This is a genomic window from Hymenobacter roseosalivarius DSM 11622, from assembly GCF_900176135.1.
In the GTDB taxonomy this organism is placed as follows: Bacteria; Bacteroidota; Bacteroidia; order Cytophagales; family Hymenobacteraceae; genus Hymenobacter; species Hymenobacter roseosalivarius.
In genome coordinates, this window is sequence record NZ_FWWW01000023.1 from 1 (window position 1) to 19797 (window position 19797).

A 19797-nucleotide genomic window follows, 5' to 3' on the forward strand; every position below is an offset into this window, starting at 1 on the left:
TAGCTCTTTTAGGTTTATATAATCCGCTCGAACTACTAACACGCTTTATTGACAAAGCAAGTTTCTCAAATAATAGATCAACAGAAATATGAAAGCTCCACATCTAATAGAGTTTCCCAAACTGGGGGCATCTGACATTGGGTTTATATCTGTAACGGAACAGCTCAAAACCATTCCCTTCGAAGTCAAACGTACTTTCTGGACGTATTATACTCCAGAAAGTATCGTTCGGGGAAGGCATGCTCATTACCAAACAGAACAAGTGCTGGTGGCAGTGGCGGGGCGTATTATTGTTACAACTGAAATGCCTGATGGCACAGTCGATGTATATAGGTTAGAGGACCCTCACGTAGGACTTTATGTCCCGCCGCATGCTTGGCATACAATGCAATATTCGCATTCGGCTGTACAAGTGGTTTTTGCCTCTCACCCTTTTGACGAGCATGATTATATAAGACAGTACGATCAATTTAGGGAAATATGGAAAGCGTAAATACAGCACTTCTCGCTCAACGAGCTGCGGTATTACCATTCTATTCCCCTTATAATTTCCTAGGGGGTGTTTACAGTTGAAGCCATGTCAGAACTGCAATCAGGCAACAGGTGGCGAAGTAGTTCGCCGCGCGTTTGTCAAAGCGCGTGGCCACGGCCCGGAAGCGTTTTAAGTCGTTGATGGCCCATTCAATATGGTTGCGTTCTTTATAAATTTCGGCGTCATGGGCAAGGGGCACGATGCGGTTTTTCTTGCCTGGAATCACGGCCGTGGCCCCGGCTTGCTGGATTTGGGCTCGCACGTAGCCTGCGTCGTAGGCCCGGTCCGCCAGCACGGCCTGGCCAGCACGCAAGTGGCTGGCGAGCAAGCCGGGGGCCTGCGGGCAGTCGCCGGCCTGGCCCCCGGTCAGGGCCAGGGCGCAAATGCGGCCCTGCGCGTCGCAGCTCAGGTGCAGCTTGGTGGTGAAGCCGCCCCGACTGCGGCCGAGCGCCTGCCCGACCGGGCTGTCTTTTTTTTGGCCCCGGCCGCCACCTGGTGTGCCCGCACGGTAGTCGAGTCCACGCACAGGCGGTGCAAGCTGGTTTCGTGTTGCACCTGGGCCAGCACCCGGGGCCACACGCCGGCCTGGCGCCAGCGCCGGAACCGGGCGTACACCGTGTGCCAAGGGCCCAACCGTTCGACCGGCAAATCCCGCCACGACACGCCGCAACGCGCCCGCCAGAGCACCGCCTCCACGAACAAGCGCGTATCTTTGCCCGTCGTACCGGGCGAGCGTTCCTGGCCCGGCAGCAGCGGCGAGAGCCGGGCCCACTGCGCATCCGTCAATAAACTTCGGTCTTTGTTCATCCTTCAAAGGTCGCCCCTAACTGTAAACACTCCCTAAAACGGATGAACTGTGTTAAAAGTCAAGCATTGCAGGTAAGTTTTGACGTGAAATCAGCTTGGCAGGGCACGCCGGATTTGATACTAGCGAAGGCTTGCTTGAGGCGTTTGTTGCCGACCGCTATCAAGGCCACCTTATCCTTTTTGCCCTTAGCGGAGAGCCTCAACAAGGGTGGGGTAATTCCGTTTTGGATTAAGAAGCTAGTTGTTTCGTTTCTCCCTAGGCTGACCAGAAAGGAGGACTCCCCCACCTTTGTTGATGCTCTCATGGGTCTCCTACCCCAAGCTACCCCTCGTATGGGCTTATTATTATCAGAGTCGGACTCATGAAAGGGACAACCTCAGCATCCAACACAGCACGACTACGCACCTGGCGACGCTGGCTGGTGGTGTACAAATCCTATGGGCTTGCCGTGGTGCTGGCGGTGCTCTTGCTGCCGTATCTGGCCCTATGTTTCTACAATCAACCCTACTGGGACGATTATGGCAACGCGGCGTTAGCCCGTGACCGGGGCTGGTGGCCCACCCTGGGCCACCTGTACAAAACATGGACAGGTCGGTATACGGCCGGGTTGTGGCTCACGCTGCTCAATCCGCTAACCTATGGTTGGGAGGCTGGTATTCGCTGGTTTGCCCTGGCTTTGTTCATGGCCACGGGCGCAGTTCAGGCCTTCGCGCTCCGGACCCTCACGCGCGACCGGCTGGGCTGGGGCGCTGCCCTGGTCTGGTCGGGCGTGTGGCTGCTCGGGCAGCTGTACACGATGCCCAGTGTAAATTCCGGGTTTTACTGGTTTGCTAGCACGGTTACCTACCAAGTAGCTACGCTGTTGCTGGTGCTGGTACCCGTAGCCTGCTTGCGGGCGGGCCGCGCCGTTGGCTCTTGGACCCCAGCTAGCTGGTACGCTCTGGCCGTTGCGGCCGCCGTGGGGGTTGCCGGCTCCAATGAGGTGGCTTTGATTCTGTTGCTGTGGCTGCTGACGATTTTAACGATACGGACTTGGCTACACAGCCCGGCCAGGGCGGGCGATCGGCACCGCTGGCTGGGACTGCTCCTGGTTACCTTAGTGGCGGGTGCGGTGGCCGTGTTGGCTCCTGGCAATAGTGCCCGGTTGGTATACGAAGGCAAAGGCGTGTCACCCGGCGCTATCGGCATGGTGGCGCAAGCCTGCAAGTTTACCCTTATCTTTCTCTCCGAGCCCCGACAGCTAACGGCCTTAGTAGTGGCACCTGTACTAGTGGGAGGCCTCGGCTTTCGCCTGCGCCCCTGGCGACCCGCAGGGCTACGCCTGCCCTTACCTCTGGGGATAGGAATAGTGCTGATCGGCCTGTGGGGGGCTTTTCTGCTGCTAAGCCGGACGACGGGCTATCCGGCTGTGCGCACCCTTAATCCGCTATGGTTTTGGCTGCTCAGCGGCTGGTTGCTGGCGCTGTGGGCCGCCCTGCCAGACGGACCCTCCCTCCAGGAAGCCCAGTGGCGGCGCTGTTTTGTGTTGCTGCGGGCACCAGTGCTGGTATATGTGGCGTTGCTGTCGGTCGGTGGCGTGGAGCGGGCGGCGTGGAACGAATGGCTGTGGAATGCGTCTTCCTGGAAGGCGCAGCTGGAAGCGCGCTCGCGGGTCATACATGCCGCCCGTGCTCGGGGACAGCGGGCGGTAATCGTGGAGGGCATTCAAATCTTGACCCCGCGCTATGTGCTGGTGCTGGGCGAGCCGTTGAGTGACAACCCTGGTTCCGATTTAAACCGGGCAGTAGCCGATTGGTACCAAGTTGATTCGTTGTGGGTGCAACGCCCGTACCTGAAAGAATTTGATTTGAATCGCTAAAAACCCACACAAATGTTAGCATGGCAGGAGCTAGGAGGTGTTAACAGTAGTTATTAGATGCGCATCAATGCGCGGCGGGCGCCGTTGCTGCCGGGTCGGGAAGGCACGAGCAGAGGCCGTGGCCACGACAACCGCCGCTTTGTGGAGACAGTATTATGGGTGTTGTTAAACAAATAGGGCAAAACCTCCGAGTCCGAGTTCAAACAGCTTGGTTGCTCATGATGAAGTGCCGTAAGAGCATCGAGAAGCGCTCGTATTACACGCCTTTTAAGCCAATCGAAAGAGGCTAGCAAAAACGAACGGTTCTCCCTAGCCTGCACAAGAATCTATCATATAGATTGTTATTTACCAGGAGGGTCTACCATACAACGAGGCCGGCGCATGCTTGCGTCGGAGAGTTTCCCCTGTTTGTTTAGGGCCTAGTAAAGTAAAACGGTTAGATTTGGGGTATAAAGCTTTGTTAGGCAACAGGTTAATCGCTACTACAAATGCGCCAAAATTTCGGGGGTCAAGTTTCGCCACCTTTTACGCCTGTTTGTCCTGGATTTAACGGCCTCGGATGCAGCTCGGCTCAGCAACTTGAGCTGGATGGCCACCAGCACCTTGTACCAACGCCAGCGCGCCTATTTGGTGAGCTTACGGCAGATACCCAACGAATTGCAAGGCACCGTGGCAATCGATGAATCCTACTTTGGTACGCGGCAAGCGGGGGCGTGGAGCAGGCAGCATCTCAATGAGTTGAATCCTGCTGGAGCTTCGCTAAACGACGCCTAGCTCAGGGCAACGGCGTGCGGCCTGCCAATTTTGAAACCTTTCTACGCGAGTCCGCAATGCGCTTTAACCCGCGCCACCAAGACCTGTATAAATATCTGCCAAAGGCTGTGCAAAAACGCCCCCTTTAAACCCCTGTGCTTTACTAGCCCCTAATGTAATAAGACCCCAACTTGCCACGGCAAACCAGGATCACAACCCATTCCCAGTTTCTTGTGAAGCATTTCCTGACTATTCTTAAGTACGCCCTGCTGCTCAGCGTTTCTGGGGCGCTGATGTGGTATGCCCTGCGGGGGCAAGACGTGTCGCGCGTTGGCCACTACATCCGCACAGCCAATTATTTCTGGCTGGGCCTCATACTGGGGCTGTCGGCCTTGGGCTTCTTCAGCCGCGCCTACCGCTGGCAGATGCAACTAGAAGCTTCGCAGACGCCGGCTTCCTATTGGAAAATCTACCACGCCATGATGGTGGGCAACCTGGCCAACCTCGTGCTACCCCGTGCCGGAGAAGTGATTCGCTGCTCGGTGCTGCGACGGACCAGCGGGGTACCAGTGCAGGTGGCCTTGGGTACCGTCATGACCGAACGCGTCATCGACGTATCGGTCCTGCTGCTGCTGCTGGGGGGCACACTGCTGCTTGACTTCCAGACATTCTGGGCTTTTTTCAACGAGCACCTGCTCGGCGGGCGGGCCGCTACACTGGTCCGCAACCCCCTGCCGCTGGTCATCGCAACCGCTATGGCGCTGGTGCTGGTGGTGAGCACGGGCCTGGTCGCGTTTCGCAACCTGGAAAAGCTGCGCCAACATAAGGTGTTCAATAAAGCCGTGGTGTTGGCGAAAGGGCTGCTGGCGGGCATATTTAGCGTGTTGAAGCTAAAGAATAAAGGCATCTTCCTGTTTCACTCTTTCTTTACTTGGCTGGTGTACTACGTAATGGACTACCTGGGCTTCTTCTGCTTCCCCGAAACGAATAACCTGGATACACGCGCTGCCTTGGCGGTGCTCACCTTTGGCGCGTTTGGCATGGCAGCGCCGGTGGCGGGCGGCATCGGGTCGTATCACGTGCTGGTGCAGGGCATTTTGCTCGTGTATGGAGTGAGCAAAGAGGGCGGCATTGCCTATGCGCTCGTGATGCACGGCGCCCAAACCCTGCTGGTGGTGCTCATGGGCGGCATCAGCTTCGTGACGGTAGCGTCGGCTGACAAGGGCCGGGTGGTCGGCGAAACCGAAGCACTAGCGAACAAGCCACTGACGACGAAATAGCTGTCTGAGCTGGCTACCCCTGCGTCAATTACTACTTCGCACATGTACCCCGCCACCCAGCAAAGTGCAAACAGGCGCAGCGGAGCTAAGCCATACTGATTCTAAGACGGCGCGGATCACATAGTGCATGAGCTATGTTATTTATTATAAAAATTATAAATAAACTTCTGTTTATATAAATCACTAGTTTATCTTTGATATGCTTTCCTCCGCCAAGGACAGCTAGTGCGGCCGTGGGTGCTGGCGGCGGCCGGAAAGAAACAAGCAAAACGGATAACGTAAAACGACGGCTTCGCCTTGTTTGCCTGCTTGGGCTACTCCCCGGCCTGAGGCAACTCAACCTTCATACGCCTTTCTCTGCCTCTATTACTCTACTCACCTATGCTAGCCCGACACTCCCTACCTAAACCGACGTCCCCTGCTGCGGCCGCAGCTGTGTCTGCTCACCAACCGCCAGCGCCCGTCCAACGCTGCCTGCGGTGTATTATGGATATTACCGTCCCTGGTATTCAGTTTGATAGCCGCGGGGAGTGCAGCTTCTGTGCCCTGCACGATAAGCTGGACCGGGCCTTTCCGCTGGGCGAAGCCGGCCGCCAAAAAGTTCAGAAGCTAGCCGATGATATTAAGCGGGTGGGCCAAGGCAAGAAATACGACTGCGTCCTGGGCGTGAGCGGCGGCCGCGACAGCTCATTCACGCTCTGGTACTGCGTCACCAAGCTAAAACTGCGCCCGCTAGCCGTGCATTTCAATGATGGCTTCGGCAACCCCGTGGCGGGCGAAAACATGGTGAAGGCCTGCCGCAAGCTGGGCGTGGAGTTGCGCACTATCACCTCCGACTGGCGCGAATCCAAAGACCTGAAAATTGCTTTTCTGAAAGCCTCTACCCCCGATATGGAAGAGGGCACCGACTTGGGCATCGCTACCGCTTTGTATGGAGTAGCCGCGAAAGAAGGTATTCAGCGCATCGTCATCGGACAGTCGTTTCGGACGGAAGGTATTTGCCCGTTATCATGGAACTATCTGGACGGCAGATACTTAAAAGCTGTGCATAAGCGCTTCGGCACGGTGCCGCTGCGGCCCTGGTCGCCGAATGATCCGGGCTTTAATCTCGACCTGAAGGAAATGTTTTACTACGCCTTCGTGCGCCGCATCAAGACCGTGACGCTGCTCTACCACGTCGATTACGTGCGGGCCGACGTGGATGCGCTCATCAGCCGGGAGCTGGATTGGGTGAACCCCGGCGCGCACTACTTCGACGACTTGTACCAAAGCGTGATCTACTACCTCAACCGCACCAAGTTCAACATCGACCGGCGTCTGTTCAATTACTCAGCCCTGGTGCGCTCGGGCCAGATGACACGCGAGGAAGCTCTAAAGCGAACCGAAAGTATTAACTCCATCGAAGACCCGCGCGTAATTGATCTCTGCATCAAGCGTCTGGGCCTAACCCGCGCGGAGTTTGACCAGATCGTGGCCGCGCCGCCCAAAACGTTCCGCGACTACCCCAACAACTACGCCCTCATTCGGCGCCTGCGCTGGCCCATCAAGGTACTCAGCCAACTGAATCTGCTGCCTGAGTCAGCCTATGACAAGTACTTCAGCTGTGGGGCGTAAGCTTCGCCTTGTTCTAGGCAGCTTACCCTTAGGGAGTGCTTTTGTTAAAGCCTTTCACATCCATCGTTCTTTTTGTCGCGCGCTTTCTCCACCCCCTCCTTCGCCCACCCCCTCGCCCGGCTGCTGCTGGTGCTAGCCGTGGCCGCCCTGCCCTTGTTCTGGCTGTTGGCTGTCTTACCGGCTCAGCAGTGGGATGAGGCGCGCACGGGCCTCAACGCCCTCGAGATTCTTCGTAGCAACAACTGGCTGGTGCTCACTCATGAAGGCGAGCCGGACCTGTGGAACAGTAAGCTCCCCTTAGCGCCGTGGCTCATGGCCCTCAGCTTTCGGCTACTGGGGCCCACGGAACTGGCCCTGCGTTTACCCTCGGCCCTGGCGGCCCTGGCTACGGTGCTGGTCGTGTACTTTGCCGGCAGCCGCTGGCTGGGCTCCTGGCGGGCGGGCCTGCTGGCCGGTCTGATCCTGCTCACCACCCCGGGCTACGTTCGGCTGCACGTCGCGCGCACCGGCGACTTCGATGCCCTGCTCACCCTCTGGACCACGCTGGGCACGCTGCGTTGGCTGGCTTATTTGGCTACGGGCCGCGCCCGCCACGCCTGGGGCACAGGGGTAGCTTTCGCTTTGGCTGTCCTGACCAAGGGCATCGCCGGCCTGCTGTTTGGGCCGGGCATCGTCGTCGCGACGCTGCTCACGGGGCAGGCCCGGCGGCTGCGCCATCTGGCTCCCTGGGGCGCGCTGAGCTTGATTCTGGGTACGGGGCTTACCTGGTATACGGTGCGCGAGCTAGCCGCACCCGGCTACCTGGCCGGGGTCTGGCAGTACGAAGTCGGTGGACCAGCCGGGGAGGCCCTGGAAGGCCACGGCCACCCTTTTTTGTGGTATGTAAGCAAGCTGGCCGACACTAGATTTAGCGCCTGGCTGAGCGCGGCGCTAGCGGGCGTGGGCTTGGGCTGGTGACTGCCGCTGCGCCGCCGGGCCTGGTGGCTGAGCCGGGTGCTGAGCACCGTGGCGGGGTTATTTCTGCTGGTTATCTCCTTAGTTAAAACCAAGCTCGCCTGGTACGACGCGCCGGTGTACCCGCTGCTGGCCTTGCTCGCGGCGGGCGGGCTGGTGGGGGGCGGCCGCCTCGTGGCCGCTTTCCTGACCACGCACTACCACCGCCTCCCCACGCCGACGGCGCGCTTGGCCGCGGTGCTGCTGGTGGCCGCGCCGCCCTACGTCACCCAGCTCATGCGCACGCGCCACTCCACCGATGTGGCCCTGCATCATCCCTCCCTGCTCTACGGCCGCCATTTGCGGGCCCAGGCCCAGCAACTACCCCACCTGCGCACGTATGTGCTGGGGGACAATGGTGTCTTCAATGATAGTCCGGCCTTCTACATGGCGGCCCTGCGCCGGCAATACGGTCACCATATTACCCGCGTGCCCCCCTGGGAAGTGGGCTGGGTCAGCCCGCCCCGCGTCGTGGCGACTTGCGGCGCGAAGGCCCACCGCCCCTGGCTGCAGCACTACCAGATCCGCGAGTTATTTCGCACCGACTCCTGCGTAACGTTTCAGCTAGTGGCTCGCCGCTGAGCGACGGGGGGTAGTATACAGTCAGCTTGCCCTATCAACAACAGGATTTTAGGGGCAATGGGGAAGTGTCATTCTTCCCGTTGGTTTCGCGGAAAAGTCTCTTAACGTAATCGTCGTTCTCGGACCCACCTCGGAAAAGTGGTGATTTTTGGCTTCCGACCGCCGCGCGGCCAGCGTGGCACTTTTTCGGGATAAGCTGTCGAAAACCAGGCGGATTCAAACCCCTACGCTTTTGGCTATTCTTGCGGCAAACGGCGTGGTACACTATTTGCCTGGCAATCCCCTGTCTTCGCTGCCGGAGCCCGGTGTCCACCGGCTTGCATTCAGCTACTTTTTTGCTTACCCCTACATGACCCTCCACACCCCTTTCCTGCCCCTGCTAGTGAGCAGTCTGTTAGCCCTGGCGGCCAGCGGGTGCAAAAAATGCGAGGACGAAGACCCGCGCGCGCGCATCACCAACAACGGCTCGCAACGGGCCAGCGTACAGGTGCAGACCACGGGCGGCAACACAGTCAACCTCAACAACGTGGACCCGGGCACGTCGTCCGACTACGCCAGCTACGCCGCGGGCCAGGCTACCTTCACCCTGAAAATCAACAACGTGGACTACACCAAAGTAGTCGAGGTGGTCAAGTGCCACGAATACACCATTGCCATCGACCGCGCCAACGGCATCACCGTGACCGATATGGACCGGAACGACTAAGCCGGGCACCGCCCCTGGCCTAGCGGTGCTTCCCGTCCGACGCCATGGTGGCCTGGATAAAGGGTGTGGGTATACCCGACACCTGGGAATACGTACGGTTTTCGGCCGCCTGCCGATGCGCGGCCGGCGTGGTACTTTTCCGGTCGGGGGGCCTTGTTTGCGGCGTTGGCCTTCGACCAGGGCCGCCTCGGCCCGCGCGAAGTTCTGGGCGTGCTGGGCGGCTTGCGCCGGGTCGAACCGCCGTTTCCCTCGGCGCTCCTGAAGCATCAGGGCGTGCCTGTTCTCCTAGTCCTCGTCGTGCACCGTTTCCACCTCCCAATGCGTGGCCCCGTTCTGGAATAAGGCGGCGCGCACGGCCAGCAGCGCCACGGTGCGCGCCTGGTTCCGAGGCCACTGCTCGACCAGTTCATCCCGCTCATTCCGGGCGGCTAGGTAGGTGGGGTATTTCCACCAGCATTACAACGTGTAGGCCGGCCGGGTGGGGTCGCCCCGGAAGGTTTTGACCGGGTAGCGGTGCTTAGCAAACCGCTGGCGGGCCAGTTATTTCTGGCTTCCTGTCATCCTACAAGATACGTCAAAAAGCCCGTATTTACCCCTTTTAAAGCCGTTTTTATTCGTTTTTAGGGGGCCTTAAAAACAGGCTTACATTCCGATTCCCCGGCTGCGCTCCGGCTTCGGGCTAGGGCGCTCCACGGCGGGTTCGCACTTCACCTTCTGCACCACCGCGCCGGCTAGATGGGGAATCAATACATCCTTAAAAGCTGGTGCGCTAACCACCATAGGATAGTCATTAGGTAGGGAGCAACAGTTCAAGTTGAATGTCACTGCGCTCGTAGGGCGAGGGAGAACCCGAGGTAGTCGGACGAAAACCCAATTGGTAGTATAGGTGCAGGGCAGGAGCCAGCTGGGTATTGCTTTCAAGATACAGGCGCCGCGCACCTAAGGACCAGGCTTTGGCAATGGCGGCCTCGGCTAACTTTCGCCCAATACCACGGCCCTGCATAGGGGGCGTAACCGCCATTTTGCCCAGCTCGTAGCTGGTCTCGTCCATTTTCAAAAGGGCACAGGTACCCACCATTTGCTCGCCACAGGCGGCCAACAGGATATGGCCCCCACGCCGCAGTACATATTCATCGGGGTGGTCGAGCACGCGCAGGTCCGCCTCCTCCAGACGAAAATAGCGCTCAATCCATTCCGTGTTCAGGCGCTTGAAGTCGGCCTGATAGTGCGGCTCATAGTCCAGCAGTTGCACTTTGTCATCTGACTGTTTCGGGGATTCCATGGGCAAAAGGTACGGTGGGAGGGCTGAAGGAATATGCCACGCGGGAGAGTGGGCGCATAATTTGAATTTGCTGGATGAAGAAATTACCTTGTGGGAGGTAGAATCACTGTACCAACCGCCGCACGGGGTGAGGTCGATTTGGCTTGCGAAGTTGGAAGACGCTCTCTGGGTTGCCTTATTTGCTGCCCACGATGAGCAGGTAGTCCTCACACCAGGTGGCGAAACGATACGACCAAGGGCGAAGCGGGAGCCCGCAGGCCGACGTACTTAGCTATTCTACAAAGAGCGTAGCCTATTGTTATCTAGCTATTATTGGCTGGGGACAGAGGTAGTCTGCGTCTTATCGACCCCCACCTGGCCCGCTTTCATCACCCACTTCACGTGCTGTATCACCACCTGGATGTCCTGTAGCGGATCCCCTTCCACAGCTACGATGTCGGCTAGGTACCCGGGGGCGATGGCGCCTAACTCCTTTTCCATTCCTAGCATTTCGGCTCCCGTGGTTGTGGCTGTTTTCAGCGCCTGCTCCGGGGTCATGCCGGCCTTGACAAACCATTCCAGCTCGCGCGTATTCTCCCCAAAGCCGGTGAAGACGGCATCCGATCCCATGGCAATTTTAACCTTGGCCTTTATCGCTCGCTTCAGGGTTGCAAAATTCTTGGCTATGTACTGATTCAGCCCCTCGACCGTCTTGGCGTCATAGCCATATTCCTCCTTGTGAGCGATGTAGTAGCGGTTATGATCGACGGTGGGCACGTAGATAATGTCTTGCTTGGCCATCGCTTTAAGGGTCGCGTCATCCATATCGATGGCATGCTCTACCGTGTTCGTGCCGGCCTTTACCGCATCGCGGGCACCATCGGGGCCATAGGAGTGAATGGCGATGCGCTTGCCCGCCGAATGGGCGACCTCCACGGCCGCTTTCATTTCCTCGTAGCCAAAGGTCTGAAACCCGGTCACGTCCTGGTCGCTGCCCGTGGAGCCGTACATTTTAATCCAATCGGCGCCGGCGGCCAGCTGTTGCCGGGCCACGCGCTGCACCTCGGCCACGCCGTCGCACTGCCCGGGGTCGGGCAGGGCCCCCGCTTTGTAGGGCGTGCTGCTGATGTGCAGGCCATTGCCGGCCACAAACATGCGCGGCCCGTGCATGGCGCCCCGGTTGATGAGCGCGCGCATTGCCAGGTCCATATTCTCCGAGGAACCCAGGTCGCGGACGGTGGTGACGCCGGTTTCCAGCGCCTTCCGGGCGTTTTCCTGGGCCATAAACACCGTCACAGCCGGCCCCAGCGTGCCGAGCTGCTGCCACGGGTTGCTGCCGGGCGCTTTATCCCAATAGAAAGTCATGTGGGTGTGCGCGTCGATGAGTCCGGGAATGGCCGTGTATGCCCGCAGGTCCAGGGTTTCGGCATCGGCGGGGATGACCACGTCTGTTTCCGGGCCCACGGCGACGATGCGGTCGGCTTTGACCAGGATAACGGCATTGGCAAGTACCCGGCCCCGGCCGTCAATCACTTTGCCGAACCGAAGGGCCTTCACTTGGGCCCGTAACAAGGAAGGGCATTCCGCGAACAGAAAAACGAGCAGCAGCAGGAGCAGAGGGCGCATGGAGTTGGGGAACAAGCGATTTACTTCATCGGGACTTTCCCGGGCAAGGGCGGGAAACGGGCCGGCGCTCTGCGATGGTGCGTGGCCTGCTCATACGCGTAGGCATATTTTATCAGCAGGGGCTCATCAAACGAGCGGCCCAGAAACTGCAGGCCGGCGGGCAGCTGGTCGTAGGCAAAGCCCATGGGCACGGTGAAGGCCGGCTGCCCGGTGTGCGGGGCAATCAACTGACTGTTATCCCCCTTGTAGCCCTTGAAATCACCCACTTTGGCCGGCGGATTATTCCAGGTTGGATACACCAGCGCGCCCACCTGGTACTGGTCCATCACGGCGGTCACCGCCTCCCGAAAAGCGATGCGGCGCGGGTCCGTATAGGCCTCGCCGCAACCGGCTTCGTTGTCACTCGGGCTGACGCCGTGGGTGATTTCGTCCTCCAGGTTTTCTTTGCTATATGCCGAATACTTGCCCGATGCCAGCACCTGGTCGATATTCTGCACCGGCGAGCGGGGTCCCAGCGCGGCCAGGTAGTGGTTGATATCATGCTTGAATACGGAGCACCAGTGGCCGGCGCTCACGCGGTCAAAAGCGGGTATTTCCACGTCCACCACCGTTGCGCCGGCCCGGCGCAAATCCGCGACGGCCTGCTCAAACAACGCTTTTACCTGCGGGTCGGGGTGGCGCTCACTCAACGTGCGCAGCACGCCGATGCGGGCGCCCGCAAGGCCTTTGGGGTCCAGATAAGCCTGGTACCCCTTGGCCGGCCGCTTGCCCGTGCCGTAGCGGGTCAGCGGGTCGGCGGGGTCGGGCCCGGTGGCCATCACCTCGAGCAGCCGGGTGGCGTCGGCCACGGAGCGAGCCATGGGGCCGCCGGTGTCGTTGCGCAGGTAGAGCGGCGCAATGCCGGCCCGGCTCAGCAGCCCCAGCGTGGGCCGAAACCCGACCAGGGCGTTGTGCGACGAGGGCCCGCGAATGGAGTTGCCAGTGTCGGTGCCCAGGCCCGCCGTGCCGAAGCTGGTGGCCACGGCGGCCGCCGTGCCGCCGCTCGAGCCCGCCGGCACGTACGCCAAATTGTACGGATTGCGGGTTTCGCCCGCAATCGAGCTGATGCTCACCATCGGGCTGAAGGCCCACTCGGCCATGTTGGACTTGGCCAGCACAAGGGCGCCGGCGGCTTTCAGGGCTTTTACCACCGTGGCGTCCTCGTCCGGCGCAAAGCCTTTGAGGGCGAGCGAACCGGCCGTGGTTTGCAAGCCGGCCGTGTTGTAGTTGTCCTTTACAATCAGGGCCGTGCAGTGCAGCGGCCGCAGCTGGCCGGTGCGGCGGTATTCGGCATCGAGCTGCCGGGCGGTTTCCAGCGCGGCCGGATTGGTGACGACGATGGCATTGAGCTGGGTGGGCTGGTCGTAGGCGGCAATGCGGGCCTGATACGCCCGCACCAGCTGCTCGCAGGTGCAATCGCCGCGCTGGAGGGCCTGCTGCACGTCAGCTATCGAGGCTTCCGTCACCTCCAGGGGGGGGCGGGCGGCGGGCCGGTCCGGCGACGAGTGGCGGCCACAGCTGGTCGCCAGGAAGGCGGCGCCTAGCAGGCGGAGAAGCAAGAGCCCAGTTTTTTGAAGCATGTCCGTGCGCGGGAAGGATGGCCGGGTCAAAAAAACGTTCCGGCGCTTGGCCGAAAATAGGGTTTTTCTGCCGCGCCCGCGCTTCGCCGCGCGCCCGTTGTCCTCTTTCTGCTCTTCGGACCGGTTTCCGAGCCGACAGGGTTTCCCGCGCGGTTACTCGTTCGCCAGCCCGGCGATGCCGTGCGCGGGGGAGCCCGGCCGGTGCCCCGGGTCACCACGGTCCCTGGCTCGGAGCGTCCGGGAAAGCGCCGGGTATAGGTTTCGATGGCCTTGGCCTCAGTTAAAAGTTTGGTACAGAAGTTAAGCGAGTTGCTTCCAATCGTGGCAGCTATACGCTAAAATCCTGCATTCAGGGGTTATCAGGGCTATTTGTTCAGTGAAACGACCGTGGCTGTTGCAGAACTCAGGCCAAGCTATCGAGCGATGCCGTTACTGGCCAAATTAGCTCCGCAAACCGGCGATAAGGCTGCGGCTGCTTCTTAACCTTTCTATGGTTAGGTGCGGCCTGGTTTTGAACGAGCCGGAGGGTTCTGCAACAGCCACGGTCGTTTCCAGCACGTAAAGGGGGCTACTCGGCTGCTGGGGCTGGGGTAGCCGGGGCCACGTATTTCGGAAAGTAGGGCGCGGCCTTGGGAAACTTCTTCCGGTAGGCTTGCACCTGGTCGTAGTAGAAAGGGTGTTGTTAAACAAATAGGGGAAAACCTCCGACTCGGCCGCACAGCTGCGTGCTTTTCCTAATTAGCACCCTGTCTGACACTGCTTTACTCCGCGTGCGAATAAAACGATAGTCCAAACACTCATTTTTCGCTGCTTTTACGCCGCGTTTGCACCTTATCACCAGCAACCACGCCATTTGACCACGGACTCGGCGGTATTTCCCTATTTGTTTAACAACACCCTGGTTACTGGGGGCGGGTTTGTGGCTGGGGGCGAGGGCGGGCTGCTGGCGCCGCCGCTGCCCTGGCAGTGCCCGCTGCTCGAGCTGCGCCTGCCGCCGGCTCTTTTATCTGCTAGGAGGTGAGATAGCGCGCTATGCGCTAGCTTTCCTTATGGCTGTGCTGTCGGCCATCGCACCAGTGATGAAGTTGCCGCCATCCCTGCGTCAAGGCTCCATGCAGCAAGCCCATCAAGCGGATGACTAATGCCATCTGTATAAACCTGCGCCGGGACAGCGCGCCAGGCATGTCTCCCCATAAGCGATAACTGTTGCTGCTACGCATCGCTCACCGGTGCGCTTCGTCATAGGAGTTTCAGCAGGAAACAAACAGGCGGCATCACGCCGGCCTTTCAAGCTGCGCTGCAGGCTGCTTAGGCTCAGGCCAGGGTCCAGTTCCTAGCGCACCCGCGGCAGCAACGTGCGCAGTTGCTGGGTGGCCGGCCTTCGCTCATCGGCTACTTTTTTTTGGGCGGCCTCGGTTAGCTTCGGGGGCCGGCCGGTGCAGCGGCCTTCGGCTAGCCCGGCCAAGCCGCGCTGCCGTCAGGCACGCAACCAGTTGTGGACGATGGCGTAACGCACGGCGAACAGAGCGGCTAACCGGGGCAGCGACTGGCTCCGGTGGTGACCCAAAATGGCTACGGCTCGCCGCCGCTGGCGCGAGTGTGGCCCGTACAGGCTACACGCTTCTAACGTGACTATTCCGGCCGTGCTTAGCGGCGTAGCAGGGAGTAACATCGCCCAAAGTTACACCGCGTACACTAGCCGGTTACTTTTGCACGTGTACTTAACAACACTCATTAAACTAGCTTAAGTGGCGCCTTGTAGAAAAGGTCAAGGAGCTATTTCGCCACCGGGTGACGGCGCTTGAGCAGCAAGTAATCCAGGTAGTAAAACAGCTTCACTGACACCGCGTTGTTATGCGCCGTGTTCAGCGTGTTTCCTAAATTAGCGAAGTACTGCGGCGTCGCCTCTTCGGCCTGTAAAAAGCGGAACCCCGCGTTCTTCCAGACAATGCTCAGCTGCGAGCCGGGCGCAAACCACCACGAGAAGACCGCGTCCACGTTGAACGCGTTGAAGCTTGTGTCCCGGTTGCGTTGGTAGGCCACCGGCTCTTCCTGGCCCTTTTCGCCCAGGCGCGAAAAGTCGCGGTACTGCACGCTGCTCATGTAGTGGCGCGTGCGCAGGGTCAGGGACATGCGGTTGGTGAACGTGTAGTTGCCCGATACGGTATTAGTCACCGTTGACACCCGGCGGCGTCCCAGGATGACCTGGCCCAGAAAGGCCGTATCCAGGGGCTCGGCGCGGTTTAGCCCCCCGGCGTAGCCAATCTGGTTGTGGCGCACCTGCCAGTCGAAGCTGTAGCGGAAGTTGAGCTGGTTACTCACGCGGTAGCGCGGACTCACCGTGACCCCGTAGTCGCGGCGACCCGTGCGGCCCGGCTCCCGAGCAAAAAAGCGGTGGCCCAGGTTGACGTCCAGGGCCAGGGGTTGGCGGTTGTCCGAAGAAAGGTTAAATCCTTGTCCCACCGAGGTCGGCACCTGCACGTACACGCGCCCGAACTGCGTCCGGCCTACCCGCGGCTCAAAAAAGTCAGGGCGCGCGGGGCCCACGTCAAAGTGCCCGCCAATGGTAAGGAAGTTGCGGGTGAAGGTGGTGTTGGCGTCGGCGTAGAAGTTGCTCCGTTGGTAGCGCGTAGGCAAGTAGAGCAAATCGTAGCTAGCCCCCCAGAACACGTTCAGGTTGTTTACCTTCCCGAAGGGCTGATACCGACGGTAGCCAAAATTAAGGCTCTGCGACACGGAGTTATTGGCCTGTAGCAGCCCCAGATCATTCGGGTCGTAGGTATCTGATTCGAGGCCGTGGCGCACGTTCCAGGTGAAGTTGCCGCCGATTTTGCCCGCTTCCAGCTGGTAGGTGTACCCGTTGGGGTTGGCGATCGGCGCCTCACTGCCAAACGCCTGGCCGCGCCGTCGTGAGTACACCAGGCGGCCGTTCACGGCGTAGGCATTTTTCTTGTTGGCGAAGCGAAACAGGGCCCCGGTTACGTTCGCGTCATACGTGTTGCCTTTGCGCGTGACGTTGGTATTCACCAAGCTCACATACGAGTTGTTCTTGAGTGATTGGTCCAAGACGAACACGTTGTAGTTGGAAAACGGCTGGGTCAGTAGCGTCCGCTGCTGGCCCAGGCTGTCGCGCACGGTGGCGTAGATGTCGCCGGACAGGGCGTTGAATACGCCCACGCCCAGCCCCTGGGCGGTACGCCCCGATACCTTGACGGCGGTGAGCAAACGGGTTTCGCCGGGGTTATCGAGCAGCTGTTCGCCCGGCGCTAGCCGCGCTTGGGCACCCCCAAAACCCAGCGGCTGAGCCCCGACGCGCCGCGAATAAAAGAGATTGCCTTTATTGAAGAGCTCGGTGCCCTCGGTAAAAAACGGCCGGTTCTCGTTAAACTGCACTTCAAAGGGCGATAGGTTTAGCACTACGTTGTCGGATTGCGCCTGGCCGAAGTCCGGTAGGATCGTTGCGTCCAGGGTGAAGCTTTCGTTGATCCCATACTTAAGGTCGGCCCCGACGTTGAAGCGGGTGGTGGCGTTTTGTTTGCCCGGTTCGTTATAGGGGAAGTGATTCACGTACGTGGAGACAAAGGGCGTGAGCGAAAGGCGCAGGGGCGGCTGCACGTTCCGTATGCCGTGCAACTCTCCCCACTGGTTCACGAAGCCATTCACGGTGGGCTTCACTTCGTTCCAGGTGAAGTGTTGCCGGTCCCGTTCGCGCTGCCGCCCGAAGTTGAGCCCCCAGACCTGCTCCGGGTCGCCACTGAAGCGGATAGCCGAGTAGGGGATGCGTAGTTCGGCTACCCAATCGGTGCCCTGCTGCGTGGTGCGGCTATCCCACACGGCATTCCAGCCGAAGTCATCGCCGGCGGGGGAGTAGCGTACATCCAACTGCACGCCGCTGGCCGTTACGAAGAACCCGTAGCCGTTGAGCTGGTCGTGGTAGGTGTCCAGGAAAATGGCAAAGAAGTCGGTATTGCCGAAGTTGTCGCGCTGGGTCATTTCCTGGAAAATCGAGTCCGGGGACGTGTCGTGCAGCACGGCGCCGACGTAAAGGGCCGCATCGTCGTAGAGGACGCGCACCTCCGTACGGTTCTTTTCGGGCACGCCGGGGTTAGGGCGCTGCTGGATGAAATCGGTGGCCCTGGGAGCGGTTAACCACTGGGCTTCGTCGAGCCGGCCATCGAGCTGGATAGGGTGGGTAAGTCGTACCGCTTGCAGCTGGCGTTTAGGGGCCTTGTCGGCCGCCGCACCTGGTGGAACCGGGTTCTGCGCGAAACTGCTGGTAACGATGCCCCAATAAGCGAGAAATAGGATGCCTATACGGCCCATGAATACAGATAAAAAAACAACTCAATGGCAAGAAAGGGGGCGCGGGCTGTCGTTTTACCTTTTCGGCCCTAGTGCGCAAGCGTGTTGTACGGGTTACGGACCTATCGCCTTTGCATAACACTAGGTCCTCCACCTTTCCTCTCCGTCCCGTGGTAGTAGGGCAGTTAACGTTGCAGCCCCACTTTCGTTGAATAACATTTTCGCTAAAAAAATGGGCAGCAACTAGTTGGCAAGAATTCGGACAAAGCTGAATAATGGCCAATCAACGGAGCAAAGAGGCCCCGCGGGTGCCGGGCAACTGAAGGAGCTGTAGAATTTTCGCGTGGGGCAACATGGTTATATCCTGCTGGAAGGTTACCCGCGCAATGCCACCCCGCGCCTCGCTATGCCGGTGGATTTTGGCCGCTACTTCCTTCGGGCTGCCCACCAGCAGTGCTCCTTGCCGGCCGGCACGGAGCACCAGGCCACCAGCCCCAGCGGCTGCACCATCCTAGTCTGGAGCACCAAGGTGCCCGTAAAAGAGGCGGGGTAGCGGGAAGGGTTCGTGTGCCGCCTGCTTTTCTATCCGCTTGCCCTTAGGCTGAATTCAGTGATGGATGCCCGCCCTGCCGATTTGGCTTCGGCGTGCAGCGGATTCTGCCGTACCGGCTCAAGCGTAGGCTCGGCCTATTTATGGCCTTGGTTAAAAGTTTGGTCCAAAGGTTAAGCAGATTGCTTCCGAAGGCGGCACTCACCCTTCAAAATAGGGCATCCAGAGGCCAGTAGGGCTGGTTTGCTCGGTGAAACGACCCTATAACTGTACCATTCGCCTAATCGTCTGGTGCTGGGTAAATCGAGCGGAAAACAAGTCTGTTTAGTGCAGGTAACTTGTTCAGCCATCAACGGACAAACAACCCTGCCCGCGTGACGGGAAAACGGTACGCTAACTCCGTAGGTGGCCACCAGAACGCGCTGAATGCAGGGTTCCTACCGGGAAAAAGCCCTGTCAGTGCCTATATCCGTGTAAAAAGTAGCTGTTGACAAGCGCGCCAATTAACCGTTGGACCAAACTTTTAACCAAGGCCACCTTTGTGGGCAATCAGTACCGGCTAGAGCTCGAGGGAACCGAGTACTTCATCGATCTGCTGCTCTATCACCGCGGCCTGCAGTGCCTGATAGCCGTGGAGCTGAAGATTACCGAATTCCGGCCCGAGTACGCCGGCAAGATGAATTTCTATCTCTCCTTACTCAACGAGCAGGTCCGCAAACCCCATGAGCAGCCCAGCATCGGCATTATTGTCGGCAGCAGCAAGCAGCGCACGGTCGTGGAGTTTGCCCTGCGCGATGTCAACAAACCCACCGGGGTGGCTACCTACACGCTGACTAATACGCTGCCCACCGAACTCAGGGTGTTCTTCCCCAGCAACGAGGAGCTGCTCCGCCGCCTGGAAGCCGTGAGCGCGGCCCTGCGCGCGCCGAACGGGTAAATGGGAACCAGGTTGGGGGCGCGGGGAAGCGCAGGCCAGTGCCTAAGCCGGCAGGTCAGCCGCCGCCGCTCGCGGCCATACCTGGTCGCCTAATCCGAGACGGGGCAGTTGCCGCTCGTCGCTACCTACCGGAACCGGGCGTAAGCTCTTAAGAGGGTTCGTTTATAATATGTAAAAAGGGCTACACAATAGCGCAATCGGTTGGGTGTACGCGTGTTCGCAGGCTTCCTCATCGGAGGAACAGCGGCTATCTGGCAGGCTTTCTTCTTCTCATAGCCAACGGTTGTACTACACACATACATGTGAGGGCGAACAAGAAAGCGGCCAAAACAGCAACCAGCTGGTCTTCAGAATACAAACTCGCGCTTAGGCCACC

General features: G+C 59.5%; 19 protein-coding genes. 10 read left to right on the forward strand and 9 right to left on the reverse strand.

The window, feature by feature from the left end; translation table 11 throughout:
* Window positions 1-88 precede the first annotated feature (88 nt).
* Window positions 89-493: a sugar 3,4-ketoisomerase gene (locus tag B9A24_RS00945; protein WP_084443262.1), complete on the forward strand. Its 405-nt coding sequence runs from the start codon at window positions 89-91 to the stop codon at window positions 491-493.
* 70 nt (window positions 494-563) lie between these two features.
* Here B9A24_RS00945 and B9A24_RS22195 read toward each other — a convergent pair whose 3' ends face one another.
* The gene (locus B9A24_RS22195; protein ID WP_394334630.1) at window positions 564-947 is read right to left on the reverse strand and encodes a transposase; all 384 of its coding nucleotides are present in this window, start codon (window positions 945-947) and stop codon (window positions 564-566) included.
* Window positions 938-1339 (reverse strand): IS5 family transposase, encoded by a 402-nt coding sequence (locus B9A24_RS22540; RefSeq protein WP_394334629.1) that lies wholly within the window; start codon window positions 1337-1339, stop codon window positions 938-940. The genes B9A24_RS22195 and B9A24_RS22540 overlap by 10 nt, the downstream gene beginning before the upstream one ends.
* 362 nt (window positions 1340-1701) lie before the next feature.
* Between B9A24_RS22540 and B9A24_RS00960 the strand changes: the two genes are divergently transcribed.
* The 7 genes from B9A24_RS00960 (at window position 1702) to B9A24_RS21425 (ending at window position 9126) form a co-directional block, all read left to right on the forward strand.
* On the forward strand, window positions 1702-3198 hold the full coding sequence (locus tag B9A24_RS00960; RefSeq protein ID WP_143434681.1) for a hypothetical protein: 1497 nt from the start codon (window positions 1702-1704) through the stop codon (window positions 3196-3198).
* 588 nt (window positions 3199-3786) lie between these two features.
* A complete protein-coding gene (locus B9A24_RS22200; RefSeq protein ID WP_200813839.1) occupies window positions 3787-3972 on the forward strand; it encodes a hypothetical protein in 186 nt (61 codons plus the stop codon).
* Window positions 3973-4184: 212 nt separating this feature from the next.
* Window positions 4185-5231 carry a lysylphosphatidylglycerol synthase transmembrane domain-containing protein gene (locus tag B9A24_RS00970; RefSeq protein ID WP_084443265.1) on the forward strand — a complete coding sequence of 349 codons (1047 nt, stop codon included), beginning with the start codon at window positions 4185-4187 and terminating at the stop codon, window positions 5229-5231.
* 486 nt (window positions 5232-5717) lie between these two features.
* Window positions 5718-6845 (forward strand): adenine nucleotide alpha hydrolase family protein, encoded by a 1128-nt coding sequence (locus B9A24_RS00975; protein WP_084443266.1) that lies wholly within the window; start codon window positions 5718-5720, stop codon window positions 6843-6845.
* A 72-nt stretch (window positions 6846-6917) separates the two neighbouring features.
* Window positions 6918-7802, forward strand: coding sequence for an ArnT family glycosyltransferase (locus B9A24_RS00980; RefSeq protein ID WP_084443267.1), 885 nt, complete (start codon window positions 6918-6920; stop codon window positions 7800-7802).
* A 36-nt stretch (window positions 7803-7838) separates the two neighbouring features.
* Window positions 7839-8420, forward strand: coding sequence for a hypothetical protein (locus B9A24_RS00985; protein ID WP_084443268.1), 582 nt, complete (start codon window positions 7839-7841; stop codon window positions 8418-8420).
* A 349-nt stretch (window positions 8421-8769) separates the two neighbouring features.
* The gene (locus B9A24_RS21425; RefSeq protein WP_143434683.1) at window positions 8770-9126 is read left to right on the forward strand and encodes a hypothetical protein; all 357 of its coding nucleotides are present in this window, start codon (window positions 8770-8772) and stop codon (window positions 9124-9126) included.
* Window positions 9127-9768: 642 nt separating this feature from the next.
* Here the strand turns inward: B9A24_RS21425 and B9A24_RS21915 are convergent.
* The 7 genes from B9A24_RS21915 to B9A24_RS01020 all read right to left on the reverse strand — a co-directional run bounded on the left by B9A24_RS21915 (window position 9769) and on the right by B9A24_RS01020 (window position 17955).
* Window positions 9769-9906: a hypothetical protein gene (locus B9A24_RS21915; RefSeq protein WP_159451901.1), complete on the reverse strand. Its 138-nt coding sequence runs from the start codon at window positions 9904-9906 to the stop codon at window positions 9769-9771.
* 10 nt (window positions 9907-9916) lie between these two features.
* Window positions 9917-10408 carry a GNAT family N-acetyltransferase gene (locus B9A24_RS01000; RefSeq protein WP_084443271.1) on the reverse strand — a complete coding sequence of 164 codons (492 nt, stop codon included), beginning with the start codon at window positions 10406-10408 and terminating at the stop codon, window positions 9917-9919.
* 309 nt (window positions 10409-10717) lie between these two features.
* Window positions 10718-12013 carry an amidohydrolase family protein gene (locus B9A24_RS01010; RefSeq protein ID WP_084443273.1) on the reverse strand — a complete coding sequence of 432 codons (1296 nt, stop codon included), beginning with the start codon at window positions 12011-12013 and terminating at the stop codon, window positions 10718-10720.
* Between the two features lie 20 nt (window positions 12014-12033).
* Entirely contained in the window at window positions 12034-13611 is a 1578-nt protein-coding gene (locus B9A24_RS01015; protein ID WP_234996891.1) for an amidase, read from the reverse strand.
* A gap of 1354 nt (window positions 13612-14965) precedes the next feature.
* Entirely contained in the window at window positions 14966-15097 is a 132-nt protein-coding gene (locus tag B9A24_RS22895) for a hypothetical protein (RefSeq protein WP_262490569.1), read from the reverse strand.
* A gap of 12 nt (window positions 15098-15109) precedes the next feature.
* Window positions 15110-15304, reverse strand: coding sequence for a hypothetical protein (locus tag B9A24_RS21430; RefSeq protein ID WP_143434684.1), 195 nt, complete (start codon window positions 15302-15304; stop codon window positions 15110-15112).
* A gap of 104 nt (window positions 15305-15408) precedes the next feature.
* Complete coding sequence (locus B9A24_RS01020) at window positions 15409-17955, reverse strand: DUF5916 domain-containing protein (protein ID WP_084443275.1); 2547 nt, start codon at window positions 17953-17955, stop codon at window positions 15409-15411.
* Window positions 17956-18277: 322 nt separating this feature from the next.
* Here B9A24_RS01020 and B9A24_RS01025 point away from each other — a divergent pair, with 322 nt between their 5' ends.
* The gene (locus tag B9A24_RS01025) at window positions 18278-18487 is read left to right on the forward strand and encodes a hypothetical protein (protein ID WP_084443276.1); all 210 of its coding nucleotides are present in this window, start codon (window positions 18278-18280) and stop codon (window positions 18485-18487) included.
* Window positions 18488-19025: 538 nt separating this feature from the next.
* A complete protein-coding gene (locus tag B9A24_RS01030; protein ID WP_234996893.1) occupies window positions 19026-19421 on the forward strand; it encodes a PDDEXK nuclease domain-containing protein in 396 nt (131 codons plus the stop codon).
* The last annotated feature ends 376 nt before the right edge of the window (window positions 19422-19797 follow it).